Raw genomic sequence first — 12011 nt, 5'->3', positions numbered from 1 at the left:
CGTCATCCGTTTTTCGGCCCGTGTTTCAGGGAACGGGCGCTGGGCAGCCGCGCTGCAAGGAAGCGTAGGGAAGGCTTCCGTTTGCTTTCCGGCGAACGAAGGGCATGGTGGTGGCGTTCAATGTGACCGGCAACGGGCAGGGCGATTGGGCCGTGCTCCAGGTGTCGGGCGAGCTGGACCTGGTGACGTCCCCGGTGCTGCGTCAGCGGGTGCACGACGAGGTGGCCGAGGGCCGCCACAGTCTCGTCCTCGATCTCTCCGATGTGTTCTTCTGTGATTCCAGCGGCGTCGGCGTGCTGATCGCCTCCCGCCGCCTCATGAGCTCCTGCCAGGGCCGGCTGCGCCTGATTCTCCCGGCCAAGGGCGCGGAGGACGGCTCCCACGTCAACCGGGTACTGGGCGCGCTGGGGGTCCGCCGGCTGTTCGACGTCCACCCGGACGTGGCGTCGGCCGTACGGGAGGACGCGGACCCGCTCTCGGCGTGAGCCGGACGCGAGTCGACGTGAGCGGTACCCGGTTCGTCCGGGTCCGGGCGAGGTGAGTGCCACACCGTTGTCCCGAAATTCCCTCGGTCTTGGCACAAGCGTCGCTTTCGCGCGCCCGGACAGGCCTTCCCGTCGTACGCTCCGTGGCAGATGCACCCGACGTGACGTGAGGCGGTCCGAACAGACATGGTCAGCAGCGAGTACGAGCGCAGGATCGCCGCCCGGTTCGCCACCTTCGACCAGGACGGCAACGGCTATATCGACCGTGCGGACTTCAACGTGGCGGCCAAGGCGCTGCTCGCGGAGTTCGGCACCACGGCCCGTTCCGACAAGGGGCAGGCCCTGTACATCGGCGCCGAGGCGTTCTGGCAGGGCATGGCCGGCATCGCGGACCGGGACGGGGATCAGCGGATCACCCGCGAGGAGTTCGTGAACGGCGCGGTCAAGCGCCTGCGCGACAACCCGGAGCGGTTCGCCGAGATCGCCCGCCCCTTCCTGCACGCGGCCCTCGCCGTGGCGGACGCCGACGCGGACGGCCGGGCCACCGTCGAGGACACCGCACGGGTACTGAAGGCCCTCGGCGCGAGCGAGGAGGCCGCCCGCTCGGCCGCCGCCGCCCTCGACACGGACACGGACGGCAAGGTCGGCGAGACGGAGATCGTGACGGCCTTCGCGCGCTACTTCACCGTCCCCGAGTGAATCCGTCCCCGCACGGCCCCTCCGAGAGCGCCCCGGCCCCCTGACCCGACCGACCCGACCGACCCGACCGACCCGACCCGCCCCTACGCCCCCGAATACCGCTCCCGCAGCTGGTACTTGAGCACCTTCCGCAGCGTCTCGCCCCGTGGAAGGGCGTCCACCACCTCCAGCTGCTCCGGCAGCTTGTGTGTCGACAGCCCTTCCGTGCGGAGATACGACGTCAACGCCTCCAGGGTCGGCCCCTCGGCCCCCGGCGCCCGCTCCACCACCGCGCACACCCGCTCCCCGCGCTCCGCGTCCGGCAGCCCGATCACGGCCACGTCCCCGACGGCCGGGAGCGCGTGCAGCAGGTCCTCGATCTCCTTCGCCGAGATGTTCTCGCCCTTGCGGATGATCACGTCCTTCAGCCGTCCGGTCAGCACCAGATGCCCGCTGCCGGTGACGTGCCCGAGGTCCCCGGTGCGCAGGAACCCGTCCGCGTCGAACGCCTCCGCCGTCTGTGCCGGATCCAGGTACCCCTGGCAGACGGCCTCCCCGCGCAGCCGCACCTCCCCGTCCACGATCCGAATCTCCATGCCCTCGGGCGGTCGCCCCTCCGTCGTGGCCAGGTTCTCCGGGGTGTCGTCGGGCGCCCCCATCGTGATCATCGGCACCTCGGTCATGCCGTACCCGTGCGTCAGTTGCACGCCCATCTCCCGTACGACGGCGTGGTAGACCTCCGGCGGCTTGGGCGCCCCGCCGCCCGCGAGCAGCCGTAGCGAGGGAATGACCGGCACCCCCGGCTGCTTGCGCTGCTCGGCGAGGAACATCGAGTAGAACGCCGTGGACCCGCCCGCCACCGTCACCCCGTGCCGGCGGTACCCCTCCAGCGCGCCCGGCAGCGCGAACTGCTCGAACATCACCGCGGGGAAGCCGTACAGCAGCAGCATCACCGTGTAGTCGGGGCCGGCGATGTGCGCGTACGGGAAGGCCATCGAGCCCACGTCGTCCGCCGACAGACGCAACGCGTGGGCGAGACACGAACCGCCCGCGATCAGCGAACGGTCCGTGTGCAGAACGCCCTTGGGGGCGGAGGTGGTTCCGGAGGTCCAGTAGATCCAGCGCACCGAGGTGCCCTCGGAGGGCGGGGCGGGGAGGATGGACGGATCGCCGTCGGGCAGCAGGTCGTACGCCTCGAAGACGCCCTTCGCGCCCAGCCGCCGGGCCATCGCCGTGTGGTCGAAGCCGCGCCACTCGCCCGGCACCGCGAAGTACTCCGCCTTCGACTCGCGCAGTGCGAAGCCGACTTCGCGGTCCCGGTAGAACGGGATGACCGGGGTCTGTACGGCGCCCAGGCGGACCAGCGCGAAGGACAGCAGGGCCGTCTCGATCCGGGTGGGCAGCTGCCAGGCGACGACCGTGCCGGGCCGGACGCCCATGTCGTACAGCCCCGCCGCGACCCGCTCGGCCCGCCCGCGCAGCTCGCCGAAGGTCAGGGAGCGGCTGTCCTGGAGGAGTACGGGGCGGTCGGGGGTGAGGTCGGCGCGGCGGGCCAGAAGGTCCCAGAGGGTGCGGGAGGTGCTGAGCGCGTGGGCGGTGTCGGTCACGGCGGCCCCCTGTGTAGCTGACGGACAGTCAGATGGTGGGCAGAGCGTAGGGCTCGGCGCCTTGTCGGTCCAGGGGTGCGCGACTAGCCTGCTGGGCAAGCTAAATCTGACGATCCATCAGATAACTGAACTGAACTGTGCTGTCAGGTGACCGTGTGCCAGGCGGAGGGGACCCCATGACCGAACTGCCCCGCATCATCAGCGTCGACGACCATGTGATCGAGCCCGCGCACCTCTTCGAGACCTGGCTGCCGCAGAAGTACCGGGACCGCGGCCCCAAGGCCCTCACCGCCGGTATCGGCGAACTCGCCTACGTCGGCGGCAAGTACCAGATCACGATGGACCCGGACGGCCAGCAGACCGACTGGTGGATCTACGAGGACCTGAAGTTCCCGTACAAGCGCAACATCGCCGCCGTCGGCTTCGACCGGGACGAGATGACCCTGGAGGGGATCACCCGGGAGGAGATGCGGCGGGGCTGCTGGGATCCCGTCGCGCGGCTCGCGGACATGGACCTCAACCATGTCGAGGCGTCCCTCTGCTTCCCCTCCTTCCCCCGCTTCTGCGGGCAGACCTTCGCCGAGGCGCACGACAAGGAGGTCGCGCTGGCCTGTGTGCGCGCCTACAACGACTGGATGGTCGAGGAGTGGTGCGGGGACAGCGGCGGCCGGCTGATCCCGCTGTGCCTGATCCCGCTGTGGGACATCGAGCTCGCGGTCGAGGAGATCCGGCGCAACGCGGCCCGCGGGGTACGGGCCGTGACCTTCTCCGAGATCCCCACCCACCTGGGCCTGCCGTCCATCCACTCCGGCTACTGGGACCCGTTCTTCGCGGTCTGCCAGGACACCGGGACGGTCGTCAACATGCACATCGGCAGCAGCTCCCAGATGCCGGCCGCCTCCCCCGACGCCCCGCCCGCCGTGCAGGCCGCGCTCAGCTTCAACAACGCCATGGCCTCGATGATGGACTTCCTCTTCAGCGGCGTCCTGGTGCGGTTCCCGCGGCTCAAACTCGCGTACTCCGAAGGGCAGATGGGCTGGATCCCGTACGCCCTCGAACGCGCCGACGACGTCTGGGAGGAGCACCGCGCGTGGGGCGGCGTCCGCGACACGATCCCGGAGCCGCCGTCGACGTACTACTACCGGCAGATGTTCTGCTGCTTCTTCCGCGACAAGCACGGGGTCGCCTCGCTGGACGTCGTCGGCCGGGACAACGCGACCTTCGAGACCGACTACCCGCACGTCGACTCGACCTTCCCGCACACCAAGGACGTCGCCCTCGACCATGTGAAGGGCCTCGACGACGAGACGGTGTACAAGCTGATGCGGGGCAACGCCATCCGCATGCTGGGCCTCGACCTGGACCGCTAGTGGACCTCGCCGACACACCCGAGGAGGAGGAGTTCCGGGCGCGCCTGCGGGAGTGGCTGGCCAAAGTGCTCCCCACGCTGCCGCCGAAGCCGTCCCCGGATAACTGGCCGGGCCGCCGCGCCCATGACCTCGGCTGGCAGCGGATGCTGTACGACGCCGGGTACGCGGGGCTGCACTGGCCCGCCGACGCGGGCGGCCGGGGCGCCACCCCCGCCCAGCACCTGATCTTCCTGGAGGAGACGGAGAAGGCGGGCGCGCCCTATGTGGGGGCGGGCTTCGTCGGACTGCTGCACGCGGGACCCACCATCGCCGCCGAGGGGACGGCCGGGCAGCGGGCGCGCTGGCTGCCGCCGATCCTGCGCGGCGAGGAGGTGTGGTGCCAGGGCTTCAGCGAACCGGACGCCGGATCCGACCTCGCGGCACTGCGCACCCGCGCGTGGCGGGACGGCGACGACTACGTGGTGAGCGGGTCCAAGATCTGGACCTCGCACGCCGAAGTGGCCGACTGGTGCGAGCTGTTGGTGCGGACCGACCCGGCCGCCGCGAAACACCGGGGCATCACCTGGCTCGCCCTGCCCATGGACGCGCCCGGCATCACCGTACGGCCCCTGCGGACCCTCGCCGGGTCGGCGGAGTTCGCCGAGGTGTTCCTCGACGAGGTGCGCGTCCCGGTCGCCAACCGGGTCGGCGACGAGAACGACGGCTGGCGCGTGACCATGGTGACCCTGTCCTTCGAGCGCGGCACGGCCTTCGTGGGCGAGGTCGTGGCCTGCCGGCGGGTGCTGGGCGAACTCGCCCGGGAGGCGCGGCAAAACGGCGGCTGGGACGATCCGGTGCTGCGTCGGCGCCTCGGGCGGCTGAACGCCGAGTTCCGCGCGCTGTGGCGGCTGACCCAGTGGAACGTGAGCGAGGCTCAGGCGTCGGGCGGGGTGCCCGGCGTAGGGGGTTCGGTTTTCAAACTGAGGTACTCACACGCGCGTCAGGAGCTGTACGACGCCGCCGCCGCCGTCCTGGGCGACGCGGCACTCGACCTCGACCGGCCCTGGGTGCTCGACCGCCTCTCCTCGCTGTCGTACACCATCGCGGCCGGTACCTCGCAGATCCAGCACAACATCGTGGCCGAGCGGATCCTGGGCCTGCCGAAGGGGCGCTGACGTGCGTTTTCAACTGTCGGAGGACCAGCGCGCCTTACGGGCGGGCGTACGGGAGCTGCTGGCGCGGCGCTTCGACGCCGAGGCCCTGCGCGCCGCCGTGGAGCGCCCGGGGCTCGACCGTGCGCTGTGGCGGCAGTTGGGGGAGGCCGGGTTCTTCGCGCTGCGGCTGCCCGAGGCGGACGGCGGGGTGGGACTCGGGCTTCCCGAGGCGGTGTTGGCGTTCGAGGAGGCGGGGCGCGCCCTGCTGCCCGGGCCGCTGATCGCCACGCACCTCGCGGCGGGGAGCGTACCGGGGGCGGCGGCCGGAGAGACGGTCGTGGCGGACATCGACGGCGGACTGGTGGAGTGGCTGGCGGACGCGGACGTCGTGCGCGGGGGCGGGGTCCCGCTGCCGGGACCGGAAGAGCCGGAAGAGTCCGAAGAGCCGGAAGGGGCGGTGCCGCTGCGGTCGGTGGACCCGCTGACGCCGCTGCACCGGTGGACCGGCGCGGCGGCGTGGCCCCCGGACCCCGTCGCCGTCCTCCTCACCGCCGCCGAGCAGCTCGGCACGGCCACACGCGCGTGCGAGTTGGCCGTACAACACGCGCGGACCCGCGAGCAGTTCGGGCAGGCGATCGGCGCCTTCCAGGCGATCAAGCACCTCTGCGCCGACATGCTGGTGCGGGCGGAGACGGCCCGTGCGGCCGTGTACGCCGCCGCCGTCACCGCCGACCCCCTCGACATCGCGGCGGCCCGGCTGCTGGCCGACGAGGCCGCACTGCGTAGCACGCGGGACTGCCTGCAGGTACACGGCGGCATGGGGTTCACCTGGGAGAGCGAGGTACACCTGCATCTCAAGCGGGTCTGGGTACGGGCACAACGTGGCGGGGGCGATACGGAGAGTGAGGAGAGCCTCGCCGCCGAACTCGTGGACTGAGGGCCGCGAACGCCGCTGGGCTGGGACGTCACCGGAGCGCCCGGGATGGATGTCACGGATCGTGGCATACCGGTATCACGGAGCGTTGATATCGGGTTGTGTCCTGCGCGTGACTCGTCAGTCCCGGAGTCGGTCGTCCGCTCCGGTACCTTGTGTGAGATGCGAGCGGTCCCGAGCGCCAGTCATGCCGGTGTCATCCCTGCTTGTTCGACCCCTGGAGACGAGCGTCGCACAGTATGCCGCACGGGTACTCCTTCCCGCTGGAATATGCCCGAAGCGCTTGTTGGCGTGACTGTCGGTCAACCATGCTGTCTCACAAGGGAGTCACGTTCGGTGACCCTGACTGTTGCCGTTGTTCTGGTCATGCAAAGAATGGCTACGATCGTGGCCCTCGTGAGGCGCGAGGTTATGTGTCCGCCGGTTCGGATGGTGTGAGCGGTGCAGGTGCTTCAAGTGCAGCTGGAGATCCGACCCGACCCCGCAGAGGTTGGGCGAGCCCGCAGCTGGGCCCGCTCCCGCCTGGCAGGGTCCGGGATAGCGGCCGATGAGTCGCTCGCCGAGACCCTGATCCTGCTCGTCTCCGAGCTCGTCACCAACGCCGTGGTGCACACCGGCTGTGCGGCCGTGCTGCGGCTCTCCCTGCCGGCCGCGGCGGCCGAGGCGGCCACGGTCCGCCTGGAGGTGGCCGACCGCAGCGACCGCGCTCCCGTGCCGCGTTGTGCGGACGGCGACGAGACGGGTGGCCGGGGCCTCGCCCTCGTGGACGGGCTCGCCGACCGCTGGGGCTGGAACCCGGAAGGGGCCGGCAAGCGCATCTGGTGCGAACTGGACCGGTACGCGCAGTCGCGGTCCACCGCGGCGGCCTGCGGCGGTGGTGCGTCGGCGTACGAGGGGCTGGCGTTCGAGGCGGTCTGAGGGTGCGTGGTCGCGTAACGCGGTGGTGGCGTAACGCGGTGGTGCGTGGTCGCGGAACGCCGTGGTGCACGGTCGCGGAACGCGGTGGGTGCACGGTCGCAGAATGCGCTGGAGCCCTTGACTGACGCTGCGTCCGTGCGCCGGGACATGCTTCTGTGCGCGCCCACGGCTAATGGTGCATAAGTAATAAATCCCCGAACGGGTGTTGACGCCACGTGACCGTTTGATCACGATTGTGGTCAGCGATTCGCCGCGAGGGGACGCCGAGGGCTCAGGTGACGGGAGCCCTCGACGAGTGTGGGTCGTGATTCGGCGTCGGTTCCCTCAGGGCCGGGAGGACCGGGGCGGGTACGCCGGAGGCGGACGGCGGTGCGCGATGCCGTGCTCGGGGCGGGTGTCGCGCACCGCCATCCGACGGTCGGGGGCTGGGGCGGTCCGGTGAATCGGCCTCCCTCAGAGGATCGCCACGGGCGCCACCGGAGTTCCCGTCGCGCCGACGAAGGGTTCGGGCATCGCCGACAGCAGGAACGCGTACCGGCTTTCTTGTCCACAGGCTGTGGACAACTTTTCGAGATTCCAGTTCTGGCCCTGAAGCATCCCCATCTCCACCAGGTCGAGCGCGTGTACGGGCAGCCACAGATCCTCGATCTCGGGCGGGAACACCTCGAAGGTGAGGGTGTCGTTCGCGACCGCGGCGACATCGCGTGCGTGGAACCACTCCGGTGTACGGATCGACAGGCCCGGCGACGGATAGCCGTACCCCTCCCTGTCGCCCGCCAGGTACACCTGCACCTGCCCGGTCCGTACGAGCACGATGTCCCCCGCGCGCACCCGCGTGCCGGCGAGTTCCTCGGCGGCGTCGAGGTCCTCGGGGGTGACGGCGTACGAACCGTCGAGACGGTCTTTGCCGTGCGCCCGGGCCACGTCGAGCAGCACCCCGCGCGAGACGATGTGCCGTGCCTTGTCGATCCCGCTGAACTCGGCGCCGCCGTGCGGGGTGATGGTGCCGGCCGGGCGGCCGTTGTAGAGGCGGCCCGAGTGCGAGACATGGGTGAGTGCGTCCCAGTGGGTGGCCGCCTGGAGTCCCATGGTCACGGCGTCGTCGCTGCACGCCACCGTTCCCGGGCCGAAGATCTCCTGGTTGATCTGCACCATGGCGTGCAGTGGATTGACCCGCCCGGGGATCAGTCCGGTCTGTACGCCGTCCTGTCGCAGGGGGAGCGCGAGAGGGACGCGGCGGCCGGTGCGGACCTCTGTCGCCGCCTGGCGTACCACCTCGTCGGTGATCAGGTTGAGGGTGCCGATCTCGTCGTCCGCCCCCCAACGGCCCCAGTTGTTCACGCGCTTGGCGATGTCGTGGAACGCGGGATGGAGCGCGGGCGGTGACATCCGTCCTCCCCGGGGCTTGTCTCCGACTGTCCGACGGGGCAAAAATCTAACGGACCGTCAGAAACCGCGGGAAGGGGCCGGCGTGGGGAACTTCTTGGCAGACAAGGTGGTCGCCGTGACCGGCGCCGGGCGGGGGATCGGCCGGGCGGTGGCGCTGGCCGCGGCGGCCGAGGGCGCGCGGGTCGTCGTCAACGACCACGGCGTCGCCATGGACGGCGCCTCGCCGACGAGCGAGGTCGCCGAGTCCGTGGTCAAGGAGATCGAGGCGGCGGGCGGCGACGCGGTCGCCGTGGCCGACGACATCTCCACGATGGCCGGCGGTCAGCGGGTGGTCGACGTGGCGCTGGCCTCGTACGGACGGCTCGACGGGGTCGTGTGCGTCGCCGGGATCCTGCGCGAACGGATGCTGTTCAACATGGCCGAGGAGGAGTGGGACCCCGTCGTGGCGACCCACCTCAAGGGCACGTTCACCGTGTTCCGGGCGGCGTCGGCGGTGATGCGGCAGCAGAAGTCCGGCACGCTGATCGGCTTCACCAGCGGAAACCACCAGGGCTCGGTGTCGCAGGCCAACTACAGCGCGGCGAAGGGCGGGATCATCTCGCTCGTCCGCAGCGCGGCCCTCGGGCTGCACAAGTACGGGGTGACCGCCAACGCGGTGGCCCCGGTGGCCCGTACCCGGATGTCGGCGAACGTCCCCATGGAACTCACGGAGATCGGCGAGCCGGAGGACGTGGCCGCGATGGTGGTCTACCTGCTGTCCCAGAAGGCGCGGGAGCAGGGGATCACGGGCCAGGTGTACACGATCGCCGGCCCCAAGATCGCGGTCTGGGCCCAGCCGAGAGAACTGCGGGCGGCGTACGCGGACGGCTCCTGGACACCGGAGCGGATCGCGGACTTCCTGCCGGGGACGGTGGGGATGGACCCGATGCCGCTGCTGGAGCGGGTGGCGGCGATGGAACGGGCGGCGCGGGAGGGGGGCCGACCGAACGCGTAGGGCTGCGGCCGGGCGGTTGGCGGCCCCGTGTTGTCGGGCGGTTGGCGGCAGGCGGCAGCCGGCCCGTAAGCACTCGACTGCGTGATCCACCGGGCCGAGCACCGGGTGGCCCGGCCCACGGGGTCAACGCACCTGGATGCGTGACGCGTCGGGATGCGCGACCGCCGGGCGCGTGGCCCAACCCGACCAACCCCCGGCACCGACCCCCCCCGGCACCACCCCCCGCCCCAGCTCCAGCCACCTTCCAGGAAGGCCTACCCATGGACTTCGCATTCACCTCGCAGGACGATGCCTTCCGCGCCGAGGCGAGGGGATGGCTCGCCGCTCACGCCGACGGCACGCAGGACCGCCGTACCTGGGAACGCACCCTCGGCAAAGCCGGCTGGATAGGGCTCGGCTGGTCCCAGGAGGGCTACGGCAACCGCGCCGCCACCCTCACTCAACAGGTCGCCTGGGCCGAGGAGTACGCCCGGTCGCCCGCACCCCCGCGCTCCGGACACATCGGCGAGAACCTCCTCGCCCCCACCATCCTGGCCCACGGCACCGAGGAACAGAAGGCCCGCTTCCTGCCCCCGATCGCCGCCGGCGAGGAACTCTGGTGCCAGGGCTACAGCGAACCCGGCGCAGGTTCGGACCTGGCCGGCGTGCGCACCGCGGCCGTACGCGAACCGGAGGGGACGTACTACCGGATCACCGGCCAGAAGATCTGGACCTCGCTCGCGCACGAGGCCAACTGGTGCTTCGTGCTCGCCCGTACCGAACCCGGCTCCCGGCGCCACCACGGGCTGACGTTCCTGCTCGTGCCCATGGACCAACCGGGCCGCGTCGAGGTCCGCCCGATCCGTCAGCTGACCGGCACGAGCGAGTTCAACGAGGTGTTCTTCGACGGGGCACGCGCGCGCGTGGAGCATGTCGTGGGCGCGGAGGGCGACGGCTGGCGGGTCGCGATGGGGCTGCTCGGCTTCGAACGCGGGGTGTCGACCCTCGCCCAACAAATCGGTTTCGCCCAGGAGTTGGGCAGGGTCGTGGCGACGGCGGTGGCCACCGGCGCGGTGCACGACCCCGTCGTACGGGAGCGACTGGTGCGTCAGTGGGCCGAGTTGCGCGTGATGCGCTGGAACGCCCTGCGCACCCTGGGGGGTTCGGCCGACGCGGGTGCGCCGAGCGTGTCCAAGCTGCTGTGGGCCGGCTGGCATCAGCGGCTGGGGGAGCTGGCGATGCGGGTGCGGGGCGCGGCGGCGGCCGTGGGGCCGGTGGAGTGGTCGGCCGCGGCGCCGTACGAACTCGACGTGTCGCAGCACCTGTTCCTCTTCTCCCGGGCCGACACGATCTACGGCGGCTCGGACCAGATCCAGCGCACGATCATCGCCGAGCGGGTGCTCGGCCTGCCGAGGGAACCCAAGGGCCGACAGGGGGCCGTGTGATGCGAGGCGTGCTGTTCGACGGCAAGCGGGTCGAGGTCGTGGACGATCTCGTCGTACGGGACCCGGGGCCGGGCGAGGTGCAGGTGGCCGTGGCGGCGGCGGGGCTGTGCCACAGCGACCTGTCCGTGGTGGACGGGACCATACCGTTCCCCGTTCCCGTGGTGCTCGGCCATGAGGGGGCGGGCGTGGTGGCGGCGGTGGGCGCCGGTGTCACGCATGTGCGCCCCGGCGATCACGTGGCCCTGTCCACGCTCGCCAACTGCGGTACGTGCGCGCAGTGCGACCGGGGACGGCCGACGATGTGCCGACAGTCGATCGGGCGGCCGGGGCAGCCGTTCGCGCGGGACGGGCGACCGGTGTTCCAGTTCGCGGCCAACTCCGCGTTCGCGGAACGGACCGTCGTGAAGGCCGTGCAGGCGGTCCGGATCCCCGAGGACATTCCGCTGCCGTCCGCCGCGCTCATCGGGTGCGGGGTGCTGACCGGCGTCGGCGCCGTGCTCAACCGGGCGAAGGTGGACCGCGGGGACAGCGTGCTGGTCATCGGCACGGGCGGGATCGGGCTGAACGTCCTGCAGGGGGCGCGGATCGCGGGCGCGCTGCGGATCGTCGCCGTGGACGCGAACCCGGCGAAGGAGGAGGTGGCCCGGCGGTTCGGCGCGACTCACTTCCTGACCTCCACGGACAGCGTGCGGGATGTGCTGCCGACGGGGGCGGACCACGCCTTCGAGTGCGTCGGCCGGGTCGAGTTGATCCGGGCGGCGATCGACTCGCTGGACCGGCACGGGCAGGCGATCCTGCTCGGCGTCCCGCCCGCCACGGCTCAGGCGTCCTTCCTCGTCTCGTCGATGTTCCTGGACAAGTCGATCCTGGGCTGCCGCTACGGATCGTCCCGTCCGCAGCGGGACATCGCGCTGTACGCCGAGCTGTACCGGGAGGGCCGGCTGCTCCTCGACGAGCTGGTGACCAGGACGTATCCGGTCGAGGACTTCGAGAAGGCGGTGGCGGACGCGGAGGCGGGGCGGGTGGCACGCGGGGTGCTGACCTTCTGAACGCGGGAGTTTTCCACAGGTGCCGGAAAA

General features: G+C 71.2%; 11 protein-coding genes. 9 read left to right on the top strand and 2 right to left on the bottom strand.

The genetic code is table 11. From position 1 onward, the window contains the following. Positions 1-104: 104 nt before the first annotated feature. Together AB0H86_RS37605 and AB0H86_RS37600 are read left to right on the top strand one after the other, a co-directional pair. On the top strand, positions 105-485 hold the full coding sequence (locus AB0H86_RS37605) for an STAS domain-containing protein (RefSeq protein ID WP_362449433.1): 381 nt from the start codon (positions 105-107) through the stop codon (positions 483-485). A 186-nt stretch (positions 486-671) separates the two neighbouring features. Then, entirely contained in the window at positions 672-1184 is a 513-nt protein-coding gene (locus tag AB0H86_RS37600) for an EF-hand domain-containing protein (protein WP_362449431.1), read from the top strand. An 83-nt stretch (positions 1185-1267) separates the two neighbouring features. Here the strand turns inward: AB0H86_RS37600 and AB0H86_RS37595 are convergent, their stop codons facing one another. Continuing rightward, complete coding sequence (locus AB0H86_RS37595) at positions 1268-2770, bottom strand: AMP-binding protein (RefSeq protein WP_362449429.1); 1503 nt, start codon at positions 2768-2770, stop codon at positions 1268-1270. Between the two features lie 176 nt (positions 2771-2946). Between AB0H86_RS37595 and AB0H86_RS37590 the strand changes: the two genes are divergently transcribed. The 4 genes from AB0H86_RS37590 (at position 2947) to AB0H86_RS37575 (ending at position 7125) form a co-directional block, all read left to right on the top strand. Continuing rightward, complete coding sequence (locus tag AB0H86_RS37590) at positions 2947-4140, top strand: amidohydrolase family protein (protein WP_362449427.1); 1194 nt, start codon at positions 2947-2949, stop codon at positions 4138-4140. After that, the gene (locus tag AB0H86_RS37585) at positions 4140-5294 is read left to right on the top strand and encodes an acyl-CoA dehydrogenase family protein (protein ID WP_362449425.1); all 1155 of its coding nucleotides are present in this window, start codon (positions 4140-4142) and stop codon (positions 5292-5294) included. Before AB0H86_RS37590 ends, AB0H86_RS37585 begins: the two co-directional genes overlap by 1 nt. 1 nt (position 5295) lies before the next feature. After that, positions 5296-6210 (top strand): acyl-CoA dehydrogenase family protein, encoded by a 915-nt coding sequence (locus AB0H86_RS37580; protein WP_362449423.1) that lies wholly within the window; start codon positions 5296-5298, stop codon positions 6208-6210. Positions 6211-6663: 453 nt separating this feature from the next. Then, positions 6664-7125, top strand: a complete 462-nt coding sequence (locus tag AB0H86_RS37575) for an ATP-binding protein (RefSeq protein ID WP_362449579.1) — start codon at positions 6664-6666, stop codon at positions 7123-7125. A gap of 453 nt (positions 7126-7578) precedes the next feature. On the opposite strand, the gene AB0H86_RS37570 is transcribed toward AB0H86_RS37575, so the two are convergent. Continuing rightward, positions 7579-8514, bottom strand: a complete 936-nt coding sequence (locus AB0H86_RS37570) for a cyclase family protein (RefSeq protein WP_362449421.1) — start codon at positions 8512-8514, stop codon at positions 7579-7581. 82 nt (positions 8515-8596) lie between these two features. Here AB0H86_RS37570 and AB0H86_RS37565 point away from each other — a divergent pair, with 82 nt between their 5' ends. The 3 genes from AB0H86_RS37565 to AB0H86_RS37555 all read left to right on the top strand — a co-directional run bounded on the left by AB0H86_RS37565 (position 8597) and on the right by AB0H86_RS37555 (position 11981). Next, positions 8597-9508, top strand: a complete 912-nt coding sequence (locus AB0H86_RS37565; RefSeq protein WP_362449419.1) for an SDR family NAD(P)-dependent oxidoreductase — start codon at positions 8597-8599, stop codon at positions 9506-9508. 260 nt (positions 9509-9768) lie between these two features. Then, the gene (locus AB0H86_RS37560) at positions 9769-10932 is read left to right on the top strand and encodes an acyl-CoA dehydrogenase family protein (RefSeq protein WP_362449417.1); all 1164 of its coding nucleotides are present in this window, start codon (positions 9769-9771) and stop codon (positions 10930-10932) included. Beyond that, positions 10932-11981, top strand: coding sequence for a Zn-dependent alcohol dehydrogenase (locus AB0H86_RS37555; protein WP_362449415.1), 1050 nt, complete (start codon positions 10932-10934; stop codon positions 11979-11981). Before AB0H86_RS37560 ends, AB0H86_RS37555 begins: the two co-directional genes overlap by 1 nt. The last annotated feature ends 30 nt before the right edge of the window (positions 11982-12011 follow it).

It is taken from the genome of Streptomyces sp. NPDC050997, from assembly GCF_040660135.1.
In the GTDB taxonomy this organism is placed as follows: Bacteria; Actinomycetota; Actinomycetes; order Streptomycetales; family Streptomycetaceae; genus Streptomyces.
Note: the sequence above shows the minus strand (reverse complement) of the source record. Positions and strands in the feature narration are given on the sequence as shown.